A 20,654-nucleotide genomic window follows, 5' to 3' on the forward strand; every position below is an offset into this window, starting at 1 on the left:
TCCCACAGCAATGGTAAGACCCCTTGAAGACGACGAGGTAGATAGGTTCGGGGTGGAAGCACAGCAATGTGTGGAGCTGACGAATACTAATCGGTCGAGGGCTTATCCTAAATGATATTCAAGCAAGGCTTTTCAAACTTCGCATTCAGTTTTCAGGGTATATACCTTGAACAAAATAGGTTTGGTGGCAATGGAGAAGGGGTTCCACGCGTACCCATCCCGAACACGACCGTTAAGCCCTTCATCGCCGATGGTACTTGGACCGCAGGGTCCTGGGAGAGTAGGACGTCGCCAAGCTAACTAAAGCCCGCTGTTGATCTCGAATCGACAGCGGGTTTTTTCTATGTGCAAGGCCTGTGTCACACAGGCTAAATGCATATTGTACATCTAATTGCACGGATGATAGTCCTAAAACACAAATTAACTGTATTTCGTGCATTTATTTCGGTCGGAATCGGGCAATGAACTTAAAAGTAGCTGAAATAGATGCACATTATGCAGTAAGCACTCAGCCAACATACAGACACTACATACTAGCAGCACAAAATGCAGTTAATTCAACAAGGTACACGGCATATGAATACACCTCACCACGCGGTAACTAGGGATATGCCGAGGAGCGGCGCGACGAATACACATGAAGCAAAAAAGACGATACCATAGGCCATAGAAGCAAGCCAGGGATCGTCTTATCGGCTGATTATTTTATTGGGATCCAGATTTCCGAGTATAGGTTAGGGCTGGATGGATCCTCATCAGTATATACCTCCATGCCGGGGGCACCTGTATGTTGATACGAGTTGGACGGGAACCATTCGGAAAAGATTTGCTTCCAGGCATTCTGCATGGCGTCTGGCATTGGTCCATGGACCTCAAACACGGCCCAGCGGGATGCGGGAATTTCCAGCTTGAGTAAGCCTTCTGGAATATCGCCATCACATTCGGTGCAGATCCAGTATTCCATATCTTCTGGTTTCCCGAACGGTTTCTCGTACGGTTCATCGACACATACTCCAAGGATACCTTTGATTTGCCCTTGATTGATCTGAAACAGCAGCTTATCAGTACCATCATTATTTATTTCCTGCCAGAACAAGGGGATGCCGACCAAATTCTCTCCATTGCTAATCGAAAACCCTCGTTTTACGCCAGCAACCTGAAAGCTCTCTCTTTCAATAATACGATAATTCATTGGTTGTACTCCTTTCAGTTTCACCTGAATAACCAGGCGGTTATAAGATTTAAGCTTGCCACCACTATTTCGCGCATCAGTAGGTGACATCTGATGTTGCTTGCGAAAGGCCTTAGCAAAGGCCTCGGGAGTCTCATAGCCATACTTGAGGGCAATATCAATAATCTTAGCATCAGATGAGGCAAGATCTTGGGCAGCCAGAGTCAAACGTCTTCTCCGCATATAGTCGGCAATAGTCATATCCGTTAAGATTGAAAAGATACGTTGAAAATGAAACGGAGATGAATGGGCCTTCCCTGCGATCTGTTCGACCGTGATATCCTCAAGCAAATGCTCTTCCATATAATTGATCGCTCTCTGCATCGATTCAATCCAGCTAATATTTGCTCACTCCCTAATATGATAATAGATGAAGCTGTCTGCTTATTCTGGTTATAAAATGCTCTGAGTGGACAGATAAAACGTAATTAGAATAACATGGAATATATGTAAGGTAAACCGTGATATTAGCATTAAAAAAGCTGATGGTCTCTTCTCCAACAACAATTGGTGAAGAAGTTTAACCATCAGCTCTTCCATGAATACTATTTATTTAGAACTTTCAGGGGCAGTGGCTTCACTCTGATCCTTTTCACTCGATAAGAACCAGCCCAAAGCCGCAATAATGATGAGTACAATGTAGAACGTTAGCTTCCAGCCTGTTGAATGAGCAAATTCTTCTGAGATGATACCGATACTTGGATGAGCTAATGTAATGACAGCTAGCTTCACACCTACCCAGCCTACAATAACGAAGGCTGCAATCTCCAGTCCAGGTCTGCGTTCCAATAGCTTAACGAAAGCAGATGCTGCAAATCGCATGATGATAAGTCCGATGAAGCCCCCTGTAAAGATAACAAGGAACTGTCCGCCGTCCATACCACCGATATGCGGAAGTGGAGTTGGTGGCAATGCGACAGCGAGTGCAACAGCTGCAAGAATGGAGTCAATCGCAAAAGCCATATCTGATACTTCCACTTTTAATACGGTCATCCAGAATCCAGATCCTTTAGCATTGGCTTCTGGTTTTTTATCAACTTGCTCAGCATCCTCTTTCTTGAATACCACTTTTCGGAATATGTGGTTTAATGAAATGAACAATAAATAAATGGCACCAATAGCCTGAATCTGCCACACATCGACCAAGTATGAAATAATAAACAGTGATCCGAAGCGGAATATGAACGCGCCTATAAGGCCATAGAACAGAGCCTTTTTCCGCTGATCTTCTGGTAAGTGTTTCACCATGATCGCTAACACAAGTGCATTATCGGCTGCAAGCAAGCCTTCGAGCACCACGAGGACGATTAACACCCATAGGTACTCCATTAACAAAGCAATATCCATATTAGTTCCCCCAATTCTTATCCAACACGATGGTTGTATCGTCTATTTAAGATGCCCATGTCTAACTTCGCCTATTGCAACATCTAAACGGAATCGAGCAACAAAAAAGACCCTTGCCTTAAATAGGCAAAGGTCTCGCTAACAACTTGATGTTGCCAATAAAGCCGGAGAGGATCTCTCGAAATGACGACTTTACTGTAGCAGCTACTCCCCTTTGGAGTTTGCAAATAGCATATGTGGTTGGTCATCTTGCTGACATGTTACAAATACGATCCTAGAATAGTAAAAGTTTCATTTTTCGCACGATAGTTTATTGGTAATATAAGGTCATTATGAATTCGGGACAACAAGGCACATTAAAATTGTCGTGAATGATGAAGTCATTATGCTTTATAAATAAGAAACTCACGTAAGCCTAACTTCACTAATTTATCTTGAGAAATCGTAACAGCCGCCACCATGGAGTAAAGCCTTGGTCCAGACAACCATAGATGCCAAAACAAAAATTGAAGTGTCAGCAATATAGGAACGAATGGCAGCAACAGAACAATAACTATGAAAGTAATGAAAAAGATAAGAAGATTTGTTTTTCGCCAGTATCGATAACCGATATACTGCTGTTCATATGGCAAAAAGCCGATCCAGGGAATTTTCCACTGAAATCCCCAACGTTTACGATATGTATAACGATCCATCAAGAAAATGGAGCGAGCAATCACATAATGAAGCCAAAGCAATATTCCCCATACTAACAGGGTATATGTAAGTCCCTTAATGCCATCCGCCCATATTGCAGCTCCAACCGCCACAGCACCAAGTAAGAGGTAGATACCAAGAAGGACGGGTGTAAACTTAACCTTGCGCAGCAGTTGATACTGGTAAAATGTCCGATCAGAGTTAGTTGACATAAGGACCGCCCTTTCTATTGATACATTAATATATATGATATCGGCTATTTAAATCATAGAATGAAGAGCACTTAGGCACATACCCAAGCAGATAATCATATAATGGCTGTGTTACAACCCTTATGGAATAGGAAACAGATGGGGAGAAGTCGGTTATATAGAATAAAGTTATGTTAAAAAACTATGAAAACGTGTATAACTCTATTAAAAATGGGCATACTAACATTAAATGATGTCAAAGGTGGGATGATCATGGAACGCCAATCGGAGCAATGCTGTATTATATGCGGTCAACAGAAGGAAGAAGGAATCGTCATCGTTGATCAATTTATATGTTCCGGCTGTGAGCAGGAGATGGTTCATACCGAGGTTGGGGACGCGAAATATCCTTATTATATTCATCAATTGAAGCGTCTATGGATGCAATTGCAGGCGTAAGTCGTATGAACGAGAGTCCGGGATCCGGGCTTTTTTTGTGTCGGGCGAAGGGACCGATTATGATACAATAAGATTATTATTGTGAAAATGAGGTTTAGGATGAGCCGCGACGATAGATATAAGCGGGCGCCGATCGTAGAGGCGCTGCTGGAATATGAAGCCCGGGGAGACGTGTCCTTACACGTGCCCGGGCACAAAGATGGGGCGGCCTATGCGCTTGCGGAGGCGGCCCCCCAAGATGAGCGCATGGCGGAGGTGTACCGCCGCTATGCGGCTTTGTTGCGCCAGGACGTGACGGAGATCGACGGCACGGACGATTTGCACCAGCCGACCGGTGCTATACGGGAGGCGCAGGAGCTCGCCGCCGCGTGCTTTGGCGCGGAGGAGACGCACTTTCTTGTAGGCGGCAGCACCGTTGGCAACGTGGCCGCTGTCATGGCTTGCTGCACGCAGCCAAGCGACATCGTCATTGTGCAGCGGAACGTGCACAAGTCGGTGTTGAACGGGCTGCGCCTAGCAGGGGCGCGGGCGGTATTCCTTAGCCCGCGCGTGGACAAGGCTAGCGGACTCATGGCCGCGCCGGCACCGGACACGGTGCATATCGCGCTGCAGCGTTATCCGCAAGCAAAGGCGGTCGTCATCTGCAGTCCGAACTATTACGGACTGGGTGTGGACGTGAAGGAGCTTGCCGCGGCTGCACATGCGGCCGATGTGCCGCTGCTCGTCGACGAAGCGCACGGGGCGCACTACGGCATGCACCCCGAACTGCCTAGCTCCGCCCTGCAGGCAGGAGCGGACGCCGTCGTGCAATCCACCCATAAGATGCTGGGTGGCATGACGATGACGGCGATGCTGCATGTGCAGGGCGCAAGAATCGACCGGCATCGCCTAAAACGGATGCTGACGATGGTGCAGAGCTCGAGCCCGTCGTATCCTCTGCTCGCATCGCTCGATATGAGCCGTCAGCAGTTGGCGACGCAAGGCGAGGCACTGTTTACAGCTGGATTAGAAGCTGTCTCGCATGTCAGAGCTGCGCTGGCCGGGTCGGAACGGTTCGCGGTAATGTCAGGAGATGCGGCTCGCTTTACACAGGATCCGTTTAAAGTGGTTATCTCTGATCGTACAAGCCATTGGAGCGGCTATGAGCTACTGGAGAAGCTTGCTGCGCATGGCTGCGTGGCGGAGATGGCGGATGAGCGATATGTAGTACTGCTATTTACGTTTGCTTCGACGATGATGGATGCTGTCAGACTGCTGCAGGCACTGAAGCAGCTGGAAGCTGAGCAGGTGGAACATATGGGATGTGTGGAAACTGCAAGTACTAGCAGCTCACTAGACGATGTCTCTCTAGATGATGTAACGTTGATCTCTGACCCCATGACCTTTTCCATATATGAATCGGTATATCGTACGGTGAAGACAGTAGAAGTAGAAGCTTGCGCTGGCTATGATGCGGCTGAATCGGTCGTGCCTTACCCGCCAGGCATCCCCTTGCTCTACGCAGGAGAACGCATTACGGAACAGCATGCAGCCATCTTGAAACGTCTCTCCGTATTAGGCGCTAAGTGTCAAGAGATGGCGGATCCGACGTTAAGGACAATTCAGGTATATGATTGATAGGACGGTATGTGATATTCATCGAGAGGATAGAGTGTGAGCTATGGTGAAGAAGGGTATATTTATTACATTAGAGGGTGGAGAAGGCGCAGGCAAGACGACAGCTCTTCGATATCTGAAAGAGCAGCTCGAAGCATGCGGTCAATCTGTTCTCGTTACGCGTGAACCGGGCGGTATCCCGATTGCGGAGCAGATTCGCAAGATCATATTGGATGTTGAGAACACGGAGATGGATCCAAGGACTGAGGCTTTGCTGTACGCGGCCGCACGTCGCCAGCACTTGACCGAGAAGGTTATGCCGGCTCTTGAGCGCGGAGAGGTCATTCTATGTGATCGATTTGTCGACAGCAGTATGGCCTATCAAGGATATGCCCGAGGACTTGGAATGGAAGAAGTGTGGGAGATCAATCGTTTTGCGATCAACGGAGTGATGCCTGATCTTACGTTATGGTTGGATATTGAACCGGAAGCGGGGCTTGCGCGTATTGCGGCTAGTCGCAGTGATGAAGTGAACCGGCTGGATCAAGAGAAGCTGCCCTTCCATCAAAAGGTGAGAGAGGGATATCAGATTCTAGCGGAGCGCGATGCGAAGCGCATTGTTCGTATTGATGCCCTTCAGTCTCCAGAGCTGATTGTCCGCGATATTATGGAAGTTTTGCGCGAGAGAACAAGGATTTTCACCGATTGATGTCTAATAACATATATAGTAGTCTAATGAATAAGTAGGCTCTTGTCTTGTTTTATTAGAGCACTGAGTTAATTAAGTTGTCTATGACAACAATTCATCTCATCAGAGGAGGATGTTATCATGAAGTTAATTGTAGCGATTGTTCAGGACAAGGACAGCAACCGATTGAGCCATGCTTTAGTTAAAGCTGATTTTCGTGCGACAAAGCTGGCAAGTACAGGTGGATTTCTTCGAGCTGGGAACACTACATTCATGATCGGGGTTGAGGATGACCAAGTTGATTCTGTGCTTGGGACGATCCGTACGAACTGTAAAGTTCGCGATCAGCTGGTAACGCCGGTTACTCCGATGAGTGGAACGACGGATTCATTTATGCCATTGCCTGTTGAAGTACAAGTGGGCGGAGCTACTGTGTTTGTGCTTCCAGTTGATCGATTTGAACATTTTTAATTCTTAGGACGGTGCAGGTGAACATTTATGAAGATTAATCCGGGCTTTCGCCCTTTAGGTAAAGATCTGCGTATGGGGGATCCCGTTACCAAGCCGGTAACGACTAAATCATTCGCGGATACGATGCAGCAGCAGGATGGTCATTCCTCACAGCAAGAGCTTCAGCAGCGTCTTCAAGACATTTACCGTCAGGGCGAACGTCTGAGTAAATCGATGACTGTTCGAGAATTGCGCCTGTATCGTACGATGGTGAAACGATTTCTGGAGGATACTGTTCGCAAGGGAATCTCTTTGCGTGACGCTCGTGGATGGGACCGAAGAGGACGAAGCAAACGGTACCGTCTAGTAGAAGAAATAGACAGTACTCTGCTCGAGCTGGCGGATGAATTACTTCAATCCGAGCAAGGCAAGATGGAATTGCTGCATAAGGTCGGTGAAATTCGCGGTATGCTGATTAATTTGGCGTTCTAAGTGATTAGCTGCCGAATGCAGATAGCGAGAAAGGAAAGGCAAGATGTCATTTCAGCATATACTTGGGCAAGAAAGAGCCAAGATGATTCTACAGCATGGGCTTCAAGCCGAAAAGGTGTCCCATGCTTATTTGTTTAGCGGCCCGGCTGGAACCGGGAAGATGCAGACAGCGCTAACTTTTGCAAAGGCGCTGTTCTGCGAACGGCTCAAGGATGATTGCTGTAACGAATGCTTATCCTGCCGCAAGATCGATCACGGAAACCATCCGGATGTTCATATAATTGAGCCGGAGGGTCAATCTATCAAGATTGAGCAGATCCGAGAGCTGCAGCGTGAATTTTCTTATCGTTCTCATCCTTCGAGCCGTAAAATCTATATTATGAAGCAGGCAGATAAGATGACTGTACAAGCTTCGAACAGCTTGCTGAAGTTTCTGGAGGAGCCTACTAGTCCGACTGTGGCTATATTGCTGGCAGAGCATGGACAATCTATGCTCCCGACTATCGTATCCCGGTCACAATGGGTGCCATTTTCCCCGCAGGATCCTAAATTAATCTATGATCGCCTCATGCAAGAAGGGGTTTCTCCGACTTTAGCTCGTTGTGCGGTCCAATTAGTGAACGGATTGGAACAAGGTAGGGAATTATGCCAACAGAATTGGTTTGCAGAATTGAGAAACGTAATGTTACAATTAGGAAAGGAGTGTACAGGTCGATTATCGGCCGCACTTCTGACTGCTCAGCAACGAATATTTAAGACGGAGCTTGCGGAACACACGGATATGGTATTCCGGTTGTTCCATCTCTGGTTTCGAGATATGTTAAATTACCAATTGAACCGACAGGACAGTCTAGTGTATCAAGACCAACTTGAGGTCATCAGCAAGATTGCTTGGACACGGTCAGCCGAGGGTTGGATTCGCTGCATGGAAGCGTCAGCCGAGGCGCAGAAGAGAATTCGAGCGAATGTCAACCCGCAGCTTGTATTAGAACAGTTTCTGGTGGGGATGCAAGGAGGTACGTAATTGTATAATGTAGTCGGCGTCCGTTTTAAGAGAGCGGGCAAAGTTTATTATTTCGACCCGGTTGAATGGCCGGTCCAGAAGGACCAGCATGTGATCGTCGAAACGGCGCGCGGCATCGAATACGGCAAAGTCGTGATAGGGCCCAAGATAGTCGGTGAGAACGATGTGGTGCTCCCTCTGAAGAAAGTGATCCGGATCGCTACGGAAGTGGACGGGCAGTTGGTCGACAATAACCGTAAAGCGGCGAAGGATGCATTTGGTACATGCTTGGAGAAGATCCGAGCACACCAATTGAAGATGAAGCTGGTAGATGTGGAATACACATTTGACCGCAACAAGATTATTTTTTATTTCACAGCAGAAGGAAGAGTAGATTTCCGAGAGCTCGTGAAGGACTTGGCAAGTGTATTCCGTACTCGAATTGAACTGCGGCAGATCGGTGTTCGCGATGAAGCTAAGATGCTTGGCGGAATCGGTCCGTGCGGAAGAGTATTGTGTTGCTCATCATGGCTTGGAGACTTCGAGCCGGTATCGATTAAGATGGCCAAGGATCAGAATCTGTCCTTGAATCCGACGAAGATATCGGGTTTGTGCGGACGTCTCATGTGCTGCTTGAAATATGAGCATGATAATTACGAGAGTGCGAAGGAAGAACTCCCTACAGTGGGCAAGATGGTTATTACCTCTATGGGAGAAGGTAAGGTTGTCGGTGTAAGTGTAGGTGAACGCAAAGTTCATGTGCAGTTGTTTGAACTTGGTAAGGTGAAGGAACTGCTGTTCGACGACGTTGTCGTCAAGTAGAATGGCTGGACTACGGCTTGATGCTCTGGGGTGGGAACTTGGAGAAAAAAGATATTTTCGCACAGATTCATAATCTCGAATCGAATATGGGCAGCCTTCATCAAGAACTTGGTGAACTCAAGCTCATTGTAAAGGAACTGCTGGAGGAGAATCAGCGCCTTCTGATGGAGAATGAGCAGTTACGCAAAGTGCTGCAGAAGGAACATCAGGAGCCGAACATGCAGAAGCAGAACCCGGTTCCATCTCCATCGTCACCGCAAAAGGCTCGTCCTGTTGGACCAGCTAAGAACGAAGAAGAGCTGAAAGCAAGCCTTGTGGGTGAAGGTTATGATAACCTAGCCCGTTTGTATCACGAAGGATTTCATATTTGCAACGTGTATTATGGTCATTTGAGGACGGAAGGGGATTGCTTGTTCTGCTTGTCCTTCCTTAATAAATAACCACGGCCGTAGGCGTAGGAAGCGCAATGCTCTTCTACCCTACGGCTTTATTTCAATTATGCATCATGATGAATAGGTAAGAAGGAGCTGCTGCAATGAATGAAGGTGTATTGCCATCTGAGCGTGTAGATGACTTGTTGACTCATGATCTGAGAATCATACAGAGTGACGAGGTATTTAGCTTCTCTATGGATGCTGTACTGCTAGCTCGTTTCGCTGCTATTCCGCAGCGCGGGCGAATTCTGGATCTATGCTCAGGTAACGGAGTTATTCCGCTCTTGCTCTCCACTCGAACGAAGGCGAGAATCGACGGAGTTGAGATTCAGCCCCGCTTGGCAGATATGGCACGACGAAGCGTTAAGCTCAATGGCCTTGAGGAGCAAATTCGTATCATGGAAGGCGACCTGAAGAGTTATCAACCACCTGAGGATGAATCCCCTTATTATGAAGCGATTACGGTTAATCCTCCCTATATGGCACTAACGACTGGAATGGTTAAGGAAAATGAACATATAGCCATGGCCCGCCACGAGATTGGCTGCAATCTGGAGGATGTTATCTCCGCTTGCTCACGTCTTCTGCAGCCAGGCGGTAAAATATCCATGGTACACCGACCTACGCGGTTAACTGATATATTGACTCTGCTTCGTCAATATCGCTTGGAGCCGAAACGTGTTCGCATGGTTCATCCGCGACTTGGAAAAGAAGCGAATATGGTGTTGGTTGAGGGCGCTAAGGATGGAAAGCCTGACCTGCGTTTGCTTCCACCGTTAATCGTATATAATGAAGGAAAACAGTACTGTGAAGAATTAATGGATATCTATTATGGAAGTAAGACGGAGTTGAGAAATGAAGATGACGAATGTGCAGGTGCAGAATAGTTACAGTAACAGTCAAGAGGGTACAGGGGCGTTGTACCTTGTGGCGACACCAATCGGCAATCTGGATGACATGACATTCCGTGCGATCAAGACGCTGCAGGAAGCGGATATCATTGCGGCGGAGGATACGAGAGAGTCGAGGAAGCTGTTGACTTACTTCGATATCCAAGGCAAGAAGCTGTACAGCTACCACGAACATAACAAACGGGCAAGCGGTCCTGAATTAGTGCGTTTGATGCAGGAAGGCCAGCGCATTGCTCTGGTGAGCGATGCAGGCTTGCCCGCAATCTCTGATCCAGGGGCAGATCTCGTTCAGTTAGCTGTGGAAGTGGATATTCCGGTTATTCCAGTACCAGGTGCGAATGCTGCGCTGAGCGCACTTATCGCATCTGGATTGCCTACAGATCAGTTTATGTTCATCGGATTCTTGCCTCGCGATCGGAAGTCAATTGACGATATTCTTGATTCCGTGAAGCGAGTGAAAGGATCAATCCTACTGTACGAATCTCCTCATCGGTTGATTAAGACACTTGATCGAATCGGCGAGGTATTAGGAGATAGACGAGTAACGGTAGCAAGGGAATTAACGAAGCGTTATGAACAGTTCACGCGCGGCAAAGTGTCGGAATGCATAGCGTACTATGAGGCTGAGCCCCCATTAGGCGAGTGCTGTATCGTGATCGAAGGCGCGACGGAAGAATATCTGCTGAATGCGCAGGATGAAATCTGGTGGAGCGGGTTATCTATAACTGAGCATGTTGCGCGATATGAAGAGGCGGAAGGGATGTCTAAGAAGGACGCCATGAAGCAGGCGGCAAAGGATCGAGGATTATCCAAACGAGATATTTATCAAGAACTGTTGGCCGCACAGAATGAAGAGTGAAGAGGAATAAGTCTCACACAGGGGACAAGCTGGCAAGCAGTACAGAGGTTTATATAAAAAAAGGACCTTCATGGTTGGGTTCATAACCATGAAGGCGTCAAGGAAGATATTAAAAGGTTAGAATTAACAAATTCGATTAAAGCTATTATATACTATATTTTTTAATTTGTCACAGGTTGTGGAATTTCTGATATACATTCGTGACAAACAATTTTTCCTTTAAAGTATGTAACGCTCTCTGCATTGCCGCAGAAGATGCATGCTGGCTCATATTTTTTGAGCATAATGCGCTCACCGTCAACGTAAATTTCCAAAGCGTCTTTCTCGCCAATACCCAGTGTACGGCGAAGTTCAATTGGAATGACGACGCGGCCAAGTTCGTCGACCTTACGGACGATACCTGTGGACTTCATCATAGTTATTCCCACTCCTCTGATTTGCGATATGTCATGTTTCGACATTATTCTATGTTTTGTTGTCTATTATGGTACCAACCATTCCCAAAATAGTCAACCTAAAATATAGATTGATAGCGTGCTAATTAATGGGTAATTTCATAATATATGCTTGTTATTCGCCTTATTTTCGCCATAATATAGTAAAATAAGGTATAATATCTATTTTTATTAAGTATATATTTACATATTAATATATATAAATTCATATAATGACTTTAATTGGAAAACGAGAAATATGTCGAAAAGTTTATGGAAATATAGAAATTTTTAACTATTATGGATTTGAGGAGGGGTGGATTATGCTGCGCGAAGAAAAGGTGTTCAAGGATCCTGTTCACAATTACGTCCATGTTCAAGATCGAACCATATGGGAGCTTATCAATACGAAAGAATTTCAACGGCTGCGTCGAATTCGACAGTTAGGTACTTCCTATCTTACATTTCATGGTGCTGAACACAGTCGGTTCTCACATTCGCTTGGTGTGTACGAGTTAACTAGGCGTATCATATCTCAGTTTGAACGCAATCAGTACGAAGATTGGCCAGTCGAAGAAGGATTTGTGACGATGTGCGCTGCACTGCTTCATGATGTTGGACATGGGCCGTTTTCTCATTCCATTGAAGAAGCGTTTGGAGTACATCATGAGGATTGGACATGCCGTATTATTAGTGAAGATTCTGAGATCCATCGGGTACTGGCACGCAAAGATCCCTCACTCCCTGAACGAATTGCTTCTATTATTAGAAAGACTTATGACAAGCCTATTGTCGTGAATTTAGTATCTGGTCCGCTGGATGCCGATCGAATGGATTATTTGCTGCGAGATGCTTATTTTACAGGTGTCAATTATGGAAACTTTGACTTAGATCGTATCCTGCGTATGTTAAGGCCTTATAAGGATCGTATCGTGGTGAAGGAGACCGGGATGCATGCTGTTGAGCACTACTTAGTGTCTCGGTATCAGATGTACTGGCAGGTGTATTTTCACCCCGTTACACGCAGCTCCGAGCTGTTGTTGCGGCTCATCTTCAGACGAGCGACTGAACTGTATCATGATGGTTATGAGTTTCGTTATTTCTTGCCTCCGCTGGATGCTTTATTTGAGGGAAGAATAACAGCGTCACAATATGTTCAATTAGATGAAGCGTTTGTTCAAGCAATGTTCTCACAATGGATGCAGGAGAAGGATGAGCGGCTTGCAGACTTGTGCCAACGATTCATGGAACGTAAATTGTATAAATATGTAGAGGTAGATGGATTAGATCAGTCATTTTGCGAAGAGTTGAAGCAGGAATGGCGTAATATCGGCTTAGATCCTGATTATGATCTATGGTTTGACTCCCCTACGGATAAGCCGTACGATGTGTATCGTGCAGGAGAGGAGCCGACCCAGCAGCACATCATGCTGTTGGATCGAAATCAGCAATTGGTGGAGCTGTCTAAGCGTTCCGATATTATCCGTTCCATTAGCGGAATTCGCCGCGGCAAGTATGTTATATACTTTCCAATGGATAGAATCAGACCTTTAGCTAATCAGCTGTCGCCATCAATTCGAAGTCTGTTAATGAGGGAAATGGAAGGGGCAAGTGAGCATGATATTTGACACACACACGCACTTGGATAATAAAGCATTTGATGAAGATCGCGAACAGGTCATTGCTCGCGCAGTGGAACAAGGCGTAACACGTATGGTAAACGTGGGCTTTAATCGAGAAACGATTCCTACGACAATGGAGCTTGCTGAGAAGTACCCGTTTATATATGCGGCAGTGGGTTGGCATCCGACGGATGCTATTACAATGGAGAAATCCGATATCGATTGGATTGCAAAGCTGACAGAACATGAGAAGGTTGTTGCCATCGGTGAGATTGGGCTTGATTACTATTGGGACACGTCCCCTAAGGATGTGCAGCAGCGAGTGTTTCGTCAGCAGATTGGACTGGCTCGCGAATTGAAGATGCCGATCATCATTCACAACCGGGATGCTCATGAAGATGTGATACGCATTCTCCGTGAAGAGAAAGCGAAGGATGTAGGCGGTATCATGCACTCCTTCTCTGGCAGCTGGGAAACAGCGAAGATGTGTATGGATATGGGGTTCTATATTTCGTTTGGAGGCCCGATTACGTTCAAGAATGCCAAGCAGCCTAAGGAAGTGTTGAAGCAGGTGCCGATGGACCGCTTATTGGTTGAAACGGACAGTCCATACTTGACACCTCATCCATACCGTGGAAAGCGAAATGAATCTGCTTATGTGCGCCTTGTAGCGGAGGAAGCAGCTGGAATAAAAGAGTTAGATTTTGAAGAATTTTGCAAAAAAACGACCGACAACGCCCTTACATGTTTTGACATGCGTTGAAAAACGAAGAAAAACCGGTGATTTAATGTTCTACGCCAAAATTTAAATGGATTTCTTTATCAAAACAGCGGATTGTAACTTTTTTTTAATCCTTTTTACCGAAAAACGAAATTGATTAGATCTTTACAACTTTGTAATAAACACGATATGATGACTCACAGAAGTTCGATTGAACTTGAATATTGTTCCAACCAACCAGTAACGCTGAGTCTCTGAAACAAGAGAGCGGGGGAACCACATGCCATCGGTTAGTGCCACACCGATGCGGAGTGTATCCTAGGGGTGAGTTCCGGGCGACCGAGCCATGAGCCGGTACGAACGGATAGGGCGACTCTCAGCGCCCGAACCCGACAGCTAACCTCGCAAGCGTATGGAGAGAGGTCCTCGTCTTGAGTCCTAAATGGGTTGTCTGTTTGGGTCATCTTAGAAGCCATGAGAGAGATTCCTCTTAATTTAGGCTTCTTTTCGTTTTAATCAGCTTCGAGACTGTGAGTAATGGAAACTCGCATAATCGTGCTAGCCTATTCATAGGTTAGAAGAAGCAAAGGTGAGGAAGGAACCGTTACTGGGGTTGGTATGAAGAACAAGCCGGCACAAGCTTGTTCAACATCCTATCACCAATAGTCGCGTCAGAAGCAATCATGCAGCATTCTTGACGGCGGGACTATGTAAGGAGGACCGAGAAATGGGAAACATCGTGAATAACGAACCCCATGATCCCCGATCATCCAGCAAGTCACTCGCAATGCAGTGGAAGCATGAAAATGTGCGAATAATTTCAGTAATTGCTGTAGTTGCTATCGCTATAACAGTAGTCAGTGTATTGGTCGGTTTCAGCTATTCGAAGAAGACGGTATCTGTATTCGTCGACGGACAGTTGATGAAGCTTGAAACGAGACAGGATACGGTACGCGAAGTTTTGGATGAGCACGCGATTACCGTAGGAACACATGATGATGTGTCGGTGGAGCTAGCAGCAGAAGTAGAAGACGGAACTAAAATCATCATAGATCGCGCGGAACCTGTTCATTTGACGGTAGACGGACAAACGAAAACATTGTACACGACAGAGTACGATGTGAAGCATGTCTTGGATGAGGCTAATGTCTCGTTAACCGAGCTGGACAAAGTGTACCCAAGCGTAGACACAGCTATAAAGTCCGATATGGACATCAAAGTGGTCCGTGTGACCAAGGATATTGTACAGCGCAAAGTTGATGTTCCGTTTCAAGTTGTAAAGCAAGCTGATCCGAATCTGAAGAAAGGTTCTACCAAGACTGTTCAGAAGGGTCAAAATGGTCTAGTCGTACAGCAGATCGAGCAGGTTTATGAAGATGGCAAGCTTGTTCTTTCGCAGATGGTTGGCAAGACAGTTCAAGCCAAGCAAGTTGACCAAGTTATTGCTTACGGTACGAAGAAGGAACCGGAAGTTGCGGTATTGTCAGCCAAGAGCGTAGATACCGAACAGACGGCGAAGGACAGTGTCGGCTTTGACTACAAGAAGAAACTTACTAATGTGCAGTTGACTGCTTATACGGAAGAGAAAGGCACCCCAGGGGCGAAGACAGCATCCGGAACCAAGGTTACTGAAGGTCGAACGATTGCTGTAGACCCTGATTTGATTCCGCTTGGATGGTGGGTATATATCGAAGGTTATGGCTTCTACCGTGCAGAAGACACGGGCGGTGCCGTCAAAGGAAAGATCGTTGATATCTACTACGACAGTTCCAAGGAAGTAAAACGATTTGGGCGCAAAAAAGGAAACACGGTATATGTTATCGGTCCTGTTAAACCAGAGGCCAACTAAGCCGTCGATTCCGGACATACTCGAGGTAGATTGCGGCTGTGTACTTATGATATAGTAATTCATAACTGTTTATGTCATGCTAAGAAGAGGGGATCCCCCTCTTCTTTTGTGTTTTTTTCATATAGCTCGGTCAGGGTATAGAAAGGGTGGTCAGCAGTGATCCGAGAAGTTATCGTGGTAGAAGGTCGAGATGACACGGTTGCCATCAAGCGAGCAGTAGAAGCCGATACGATCGAGACCGGCGGATCTGCTTTGAATGAAATGACGTTTAAGCGCATTGCCATGGCGCAGGAGCGGCGAGGGGTTATTATCTTTACGGATCCCGACTTTCCAGGCGAACGGATTCGCAAGGCAATTGCAGGGCGTGTGCCTGGCTGCAAGCATGCGTTTATAACGAAGCGGGAAGCGTTGGCGAAGGGTGACATCGGAGTGGAGAATGCGTCCCCTGAGGCCATAAGACAAGCCTTGGCGAACGTACGTACAGAGATGCCCTCTCCGGAAGGTGCAGTTCTCACTTGGAGCGATCTCATTGCAGCGGGTTTAACAGCGCTTGAGGGCTCATCGGAACGTAGAATGAAGCTAGGTGAGTTATTGGGAATCGGATATTGCAATGCGAAACAATTCTTGAAGCGCTGCACAGCCTTCCAGATTACTCGCGAGGAATTTGAGCACGCATTGCGGGAATTGAGTGAGCATGACCGTAATGAGCGACAATAATACTTAAGCATTACGTAAATGACTGATATGAGATATAGATGTTAGAGGAAGGCAGGACTAATCATGACAAAAGGCGCAATGGATATTGCCACGCCGTCGCGGACGAAGGAAATTATACGCAAGCACGGTTTCTCCTTTAAGAAGAGCTTGGGTCAGAACTTTCTGATCGATATGAACATCATGCGGCGGATCGTGCAAGCAGCCGAGCTGGATGAACACACTGGGGCTTTGGAGATAGGACCGGGGATAGGTGCCTTGACGGAGCAGTTAGCTCGTCTAGCGGGCTCTGTAGCCGCTGTAGAAATCGATCAGAGGCTCATTCCTATACTTGGTGATGTGCTGGAGCCCTATACAAATGTAAAAGTCGTACACGGCGATGTTCTGAAGGTGGACCTCAAACAATTGTTTGCGGACTGCTTCCATTCGATGGAGAAGGTGAGCGTAGTAGCGAACCTCCCTTATTACGTTACGACGCCAATCATGATGAAGCTGTTGGAAGAACGTTTGCCCCTGAAAAATATCGTGGTTATGATTCAGAAGGAAGTTGCTGAACGCATGGCTGCCAAGCCTGGCGGCAAGGAATTCGGAAGCTTGAGCATCGCGGTTCAATATTACAGCGAGCCTGAGATTGTATGTACGGTTCCTGGAACGGTATTTATTCCACAGCCAAATGTAGATTCAGCGGTTATACGTCTTAAAGTACGTGAGAAGCCTCCTGTTGAGGTAATGGATGAACAGCGATTCTTTGAAGTGGTACAGGCTGGTTTTGCTCAACGCCGCAAGACGCTGTGGAATAACTTGAAGGCGCGCTATGGCAATGACATCGGTGTTGAAGCGCTGCAAGCGGCTCTAGATCGTGTTGGGATCAATCCATCACGACGCGGGGAGACGCTGTCCCTGCAGGAGTATGCGAGCCTGAGTGACGCCATACATCAAGCATATGCCCTTAAAGCTAATGGCTAATCAATATAATTAGACACCAATCTCTCCTTAAGCCCATACGATAGTCAAGAGGTGATTACGCCTATGAGAGAGGGAGAGTTGGTTGTCCGCAAGTCGTATGGCGGCGACATCACATTCCGGATCGAGCATATTGTTCAGGATATGAGCATTATTAAGGGGACCGATTACCGCTTGCTGGCGGACTCGCCGTTATCCGATCTTGTGAATGTGTCAGAAGCGACGATTAAACGCAGGTCCAAACAAGCGCACATCAAGATGGTGCAGTCGGTAGAAGCGCTGCAGCAGCATTGCAAGCGTCAGTCAGAACGTCGTATTGCAGAATTTCATCCTCCTGGAGCTATGAATGGTACATCCACATTTGAAATGCCTGGAAAGGTGCTGCATTTGGACGGAGACCCTCTGTACTTGCAGAAGAGCATGCTGGTGTACAATCAGCTTCGTGTACCGGCAGAAGGTCATTATGTGCGTGAGATGAATATGCCTGACGCGGTTGCGCGCTTGCTGCCGCGAGTGAAGCCGGATATTATCGTCATCACTGGGCATGATGGCGTATATAAAAATTTGAAGAACAGGGATCTGCACAGTTTGCAGAGCTATAAAAATTCTCAGAACTTCGTCAATGCGGTGAAAGCGGCAAGGCAGTATGTACAGCATCTTGATATGCTGACAATCGTGGCGGGGGCGTGCCAATCTCATTTTGAAGCGCTGCTGCTGGAAGGCGCCAACTTCGCTAGTTCCCCGAGTCGAATCATGATTCATGCGCTTGACCCTGTATATGTTGCCGCTAAAGCAGCTTATACTTCGATTAAGGATACGGTTCAGATCGCTGATATTGCCCCGCATACGATGACGGGCATGGAAGGGCTGGGCGGGGTAGAGACGAGGGGAAGCCACCGGATTGGGATGCCGAAGTGGAAGGACTTAGCTACCTTGTCAGTAACACCGAGCATTGATTTATAATGAATAAGAAGTGAACGGTCGTATGATGCGGCCGTTTTTTTGTTTATTCGGCATAATAAGACCTTATTATTGGACTTTATTCAAGATCCTGCATAATTTTTAACGCGTATGGACAACATAAAAAATTATATAAAAAAATGAATTGACATACAATTTGTCTTATTGTTATAATTATTTATTTAATTTGACAAAACCTCTGGAACTAGTTATAATGTATTAGGAAAGAGGTGGTAGTTGAAATGGCAAAGAATGCGCTATTTGAAATACGACGATGTCTCGAACCGCATGTTGGTCAGAAGATCTTGCTTCGTGCTAATGGAGGACGTCGCAAGACGATCGAACGCACAGGCGTGTTGGAAGAAACCTACCCTTCAGTTTTTATTGTTAAGCTGGACGAGGAACAGAACGCGTTTAAACGTGTTTCCTACAGCTATGCAGATATTTTGACGGAATCCGTTGAGGTTACCGTCTGCGCAGATAACGGTGAATTAAAGATTGAGTACATTCGCGGTTAATGATTCACATGAGAGCAGTCCTTCGGGGCTGCTTTTTTTTGATTGTGCTGATTGAAGCTTGAGGATAGCTATGTTGTGGGAAAGCTGTACAGACGTATAAGGATCGTTATAGTGAGCACATTAAGTATGGAGCAGTTCAACAAGCCGCAGTTATGGTCATTCATACTTTTCATTCGACCCTGTATAGGTTAGCGACAGGCAGCAGTATTTCAATGTGATCACATGGAAGCATGGATGAAGCAACTGCGATCGCAGGTCGCATTGGCTGTTAACTATCGGTTATCCATAAGCTTAAAGGAGGCTAACTATGAGTCGTCGTAGACGCAGTGTGATGTCTGAGGATTTAAAGTACGAATTGGCAAAGGACCTTGGCTTCTATGATACCGTCGAGAAGGAAGGCTGGGGTGCCATTAAAGCCAAGGATGCAGGCAATATGGTGAAGCGAGCCATCCAGATGGCTGAGCAGGCCGCTGCTCGCAAGCCTTAACTTGTGGTTGAAGCACTAAGCAGCGAATCGCCTCTTCCGCTGGAGAGAGCGGATTCGCTTTATTTCTATATTCTGAGGCTGAGCGTCGATTCTATGGTCCCGTTATAGCTCTTGTGAATACTTATTGAAGCGCTTTGCGTTTATGTCCGTTACGAATGACTTGGATATAATAGTCTGCTATAATAACGGAAGCGATTCATAGGGTAAAGAAGGTGAATAGCCAGTGAAAGTATATGAGAAAGCACCAGCCAAGATTAATTTGATGCTAGACGTGCTGCGCAAGCGTGAGGACGGGTACCACGAGGTTGAGATGGTCATGACCATGGTCGACTTAGCAGACCGATTGGAAATGGAAGAACTGCCGCGTGACACGATTATCATTTCCAGCCAAGCTGGTTACATACCATTGGACGAGAAGAACTTGGCTTTCCAGGCGGCTAGACTGATCAAAGAGCGTTATGATGTCCGAAAAGGCGTCTATATTCATTTGGACAAGAAGATACCTGTTGCGGCAGGGCTAGCAGGGGGCAGCAGCGATGCGGCAGCTACACTGCGCGGATTAAACCGCCTATGGCAGCTGAACATCTCCGATGAAGAGCTTCAGACACTTGGTGCGGAGCTTGGTTCAGATGTGCCATTTTGCGTGACTGGCGGTACAGCAATTGCGTCAGGCCGCGGCGAGAAGCTCGAGCATATCGCGAATCCGCCTCAATGCTGGGTCATACTGGCTAAGCCGCCGATCAACGTGTCGACAGCCGATGTATATGGCAGGCTGAGAGCCAACCGTATTCCGAAGCATCCTTCTTTAGCTGACATGCGCAAGGCTATAGAGGATCAGTCGTTTACAGGCATCTGTCAATCGTTAGGCAACGTGTTGGAGGATGTGACTCTGCCTATGCACCCTGAGGTGCAGCAGCTGAAAGAAGCGATGATACGTCTTGGCGCGGATGGTGTTCTGATGTCAGGCAGCGGTCCGACGGTATTTGGACTCGTATCCAAGGAATCCAAGATCGCTCGAATATATAATGGACTTCGCGGCTTCTGCAAGGAAGTGTATGCGGTACGAATGCTGACGTAGCTTCTCAGTGGTTGGAGTATAATATGAAGCAAATATAAGAATTACAGGCAATAAGCCGAATATCAAGCGATTAAAATCGCGAAAAACTTGATAATCGACGTACATTAATGTAATATTACGTTAATAATA

23 protein-coding genes, 2 rRNA genes and 1 riboswitch are annotated in these 20,654 nt (G+C 46.6%); of the genes, 21 read left to right on the top strand and 4 right to left on the bottom strand.

Going from position 1 to position 20,654, the window contains the following annotated elements; genetic code table 11:
* A 23S ribosomal RNA gene (locus tag ACXX53_RS21270) occupies positions 1-110 on the top strand; the annotation flags it as partial.
* Between the two features lie 70 nt (positions 111-180).
* A 5S ribosomal RNA gene (rrf, locus tag ACXX53_RS21275) occupies positions 181-297 on the top strand.
* Positions 298-700: 403 nt separating this feature from the next.
* On the opposite strand, the gene ACXX53_RS21280 is transcribed toward rrf, so the two are convergent.
* The 3 genes from ACXX53_RS21280 to ACXX53_RS21290 all read right to left on the bottom strand — a co-directional run bounded on the left by ACXX53_RS21280 (position 701) and on the right by ACXX53_RS21290 (position 3,486).
* Positions 701-1,573 carry an AraC family transcriptional regulator gene (locus tag ACXX53_RS21280; RefSeq protein WP_458570764.1) on the bottom strand — a complete coding sequence of 291 codons (873 nt, stop codon included), beginning with the start codon at positions 1,571-1,573 and terminating at the stop codon, positions 701-703.
* Positions 1,574-1,780: 207 nt separating this feature from the next.
* Complete coding sequence (locus ACXX53_RS21285) at positions 1,781-2,578, bottom strand: TerC family protein (protein ID WP_458570699.1); 798 nt, start codon at positions 2,576-2,578, stop codon at positions 1,781-1,783.
* A gap of 383 nt (positions 2,579-2,961) precedes the next feature.
* The gene (locus tag ACXX53_RS21290; protein WP_458570700.1) at positions 2,962-3,486 is read right to left on the bottom strand and encodes a hypothetical protein; all 525 of its coding nucleotides are present in this window, start codon (positions 3,484-3,486) and stop codon (positions 2,962-2,964) included.
* A gap of 252 nt (positions 3,487-3,738) precedes the next feature.
* Here ACXX53_RS21290 and ACXX53_RS21295 point away from each other — a divergent pair, with 252 nt between their 5' ends.
* The 10 genes from ACXX53_RS21295 to rsmI all read left to right on the top strand — a co-directional run bounded on the left by ACXX53_RS21295 (position 3,739) and on the right by rsmI (position 11,179).
* A complete protein-coding gene (locus ACXX53_RS21295) occupies positions 3,739-3,924 on the top strand; it encodes a sigma factor G inhibitor Gin (RefSeq protein WP_458570701.1) in 186 nt (61 codons plus the stop codon).
* 99 nt (positions 3,925-4,023) lie between these two features.
* Entirely contained in the window at positions 4,024-5,541 is a 1,518-nt protein-coding gene (locus ACXX53_RS21300; protein ID WP_458570702.1) for an aminotransferase class I/II-fold pyridoxal phosphate-dependent enzyme, read from the top strand.
* A gap of 43 nt (positions 5,542-5,584) precedes the next feature.
* Entirely contained in the window at positions 5,585-6,229 is a 645-nt protein-coding gene (gene tmk, locus ACXX53_RS21305; RefSeq protein WP_458570703.1) for a dTMP kinase, read from the top strand.
* A 120-nt stretch (positions 6,230-6,349) separates the two neighbouring features.
* On the top strand, positions 6,350-6,679 hold the full coding sequence (locus tag ACXX53_RS21310; protein WP_458570704.1) for a cyclic-di-AMP receptor: 330 nt from the start codon (positions 6,350-6,352) through the stop codon (positions 6,677-6,679).
* 27 nt (positions 6,680-6,706) lie between these two features.
* Complete coding sequence (locus ACXX53_RS21315) at positions 6,707-7,150, top strand: YaaR family protein (protein ID WP_458570705.1); 444 nt, start codon at positions 6,707-6,709, stop codon at positions 7,148-7,150.
* A gap of 43 nt (positions 7,151-7,193) precedes the next feature.
* Positions 7,194-8,174, top strand: coding sequence for a DNA polymerase III subunit delta' (gene holB / locus ACXX53_RS21320; protein WP_458570706.1), 981 nt, complete (start codon positions 7,194-7,196; stop codon positions 8,172-8,174).
* A complete protein-coding gene (locus ACXX53_RS21325; protein WP_458570707.1) occupies positions 8,175-8,975 on the top strand; it encodes a PSP1 domain-containing protein in 801 nt (266 codons plus the stop codon). It abuts the gene before it with no gap.
* Positions 8,976-9,013: 38 nt separating this feature from the next.
* The gene (locus tag ACXX53_RS21330; RefSeq protein WP_458570708.1) at positions 9,014-9,415 is read left to right on the top strand and encodes an initiation-control protein YabA; all 402 of its coding nucleotides are present in this window, start codon (positions 9,014-9,016) and stop codon (positions 9,413-9,415) included.
* A gap of 95 nt (positions 9,416-9,510) precedes the next feature.
* Positions 9,511-10,296, top strand: a complete 786-nt coding sequence (locus ACXX53_RS21335) for a tRNA1(Val) (adenine(37)-N6)-methyltransferase (RefSeq protein WP_458570709.1) — start codon at positions 9,511-9,513, stop codon at positions 10,294-10,296.
* Positions 10,271-11,179, top strand: coding sequence for a 16S rRNA (cytidine(1402)-2'-O)-methyltransferase (gene rsmI, locus ACXX53_RS21340; RefSeq protein WP_458570765.1), 909 nt, complete (start codon positions 10,271-10,273; stop codon positions 11,177-11,179). Before ACXX53_RS21335 ends, rsmI begins: the two co-directional genes overlap by 26 nt.
* Positions 11,180-11,340: 161 nt before the next feature.
* Here rsmI and ACXX53_RS21345 read toward each other — a convergent pair whose 3' ends face one another.
* Positions 11,341-11,595 (bottom strand): AbrB/MazE/SpoVT family DNA-binding domain-containing protein, encoded by a 255-nt coding sequence (locus ACXX53_RS21345; RefSeq protein WP_458570710.1) that lies wholly within the window; start codon positions 11,593-11,595, stop codon positions 11,341-11,343.
* A 341-nt stretch (positions 11,596-11,936) separates the two neighbouring features.
* Between ACXX53_RS21345 and ACXX53_RS21350 the strand changes: the two genes are divergently transcribed.
* The 9 genes from ACXX53_RS21350 (at position 11,937) to ispE (ending at position 20,525) form a co-directional block, all read left to right on the top strand.
* Positions 11,937-13,241: an HD domain-containing protein gene (locus tag ACXX53_RS21350; protein ID WP_458570711.1), complete on the top strand. Its 1,305-nt coding sequence runs from the start codon at positions 11,937-11,939 to the stop codon at positions 13,239-13,241.
* Positions 13,231-13,998, top strand: a complete 768-nt coding sequence (locus ACXX53_RS21355; RefSeq protein ID WP_458570712.1) for a TatD family hydrolase — start codon at positions 13,231-13,233, stop codon at positions 13,996-13,998. The genes ACXX53_RS21350 and ACXX53_RS21355 overlap by 11 nt, the downstream gene beginning before the upstream one ends.
* Positions 13,999-14,190: 192 nt before the next feature.
* A riboswitch (cyclic di-AMP (ydaO/yuaA leader) is annotated at positions 14,191-14,383 on the top strand.
* Between the two features lie 300 nt (positions 14,384-14,683).
* Positions 14,684-15,805, top strand: coding sequence for a ubiquitin-like domain-containing protein (locus ACXX53_RS21360; RefSeq protein WP_458570713.1), 1,122 nt, complete (start codon positions 14,684-14,686; stop codon positions 15,803-15,805).
* A gap of 156 nt (positions 15,806-15,961) precedes the next feature.
* A complete protein-coding gene (gene rnmV / locus ACXX53_RS21365; RefSeq protein WP_458570714.1) occupies positions 15,962-16,522 on the top strand; it encodes a ribonuclease M5 in 561 nt (186 codons plus the stop codon).
* Positions 16,523-16,585: 63 nt separating this feature from the next.
* Positions 16,586-17,485 (top strand): 16S rRNA (adenine(1518)-N(6)/adenine(1519)-N(6))-dimethyltransferase RsmA, encoded by a 900-nt coding sequence (gene rsmA / locus ACXX53_RS21370; protein WP_458570715.1) that lies wholly within the window; start codon positions 16,586-16,588, stop codon positions 17,483-17,485.
* Between the two features lie 63 nt (positions 17,486-17,548).
* Positions 17,549-18,445 carry a sporulation peptidase YabG gene (gene yabG / locus ACXX53_RS21375; RefSeq protein ID WP_458570716.1) on the top strand — a complete coding sequence of 299 codons (897 nt, stop codon included), beginning with the start codon at positions 17,549-17,551 and terminating at the stop codon, positions 18,443-18,445.
* Between the two features lie 239 nt (positions 18,446-18,684).
* Entirely contained in the window at positions 18,685-18,960 is a 276-nt protein-coding gene (veg, locus tag ACXX53_RS21380) for a biofilm formation stimulator Veg (protein WP_458570717.1), read from the top strand.
* A gap of 307 nt (positions 18,961-19,267) precedes the next feature.
* Positions 19,268-19,447: a small, acid-soluble spore protein, alpha/beta type gene (locus tag ACXX53_RS21385; RefSeq protein WP_458570718.1), complete on the top strand. Its 180-nt coding sequence runs from the start codon at positions 19,268-19,270 to the stop codon at positions 19,445-19,447.
* 223 nt (positions 19,448-19,670) lie between these two features.
* Positions 19,671-20,525: a 4-(cytidine 5'-diphospho)-2-C-methyl-D-erythritol kinase gene (gene ispE / locus ACXX53_RS21390; RefSeq protein WP_458570719.1), complete on the top strand. Its 855-nt coding sequence runs from the start codon at positions 19,671-19,673 to the stop codon at positions 20,523-20,525.
* Positions 20,526-20,654 lie beyond the last annotated feature (129 nt).

Source organism: Paenibacillus marinisediminis, from assembly GCF_054343325.1.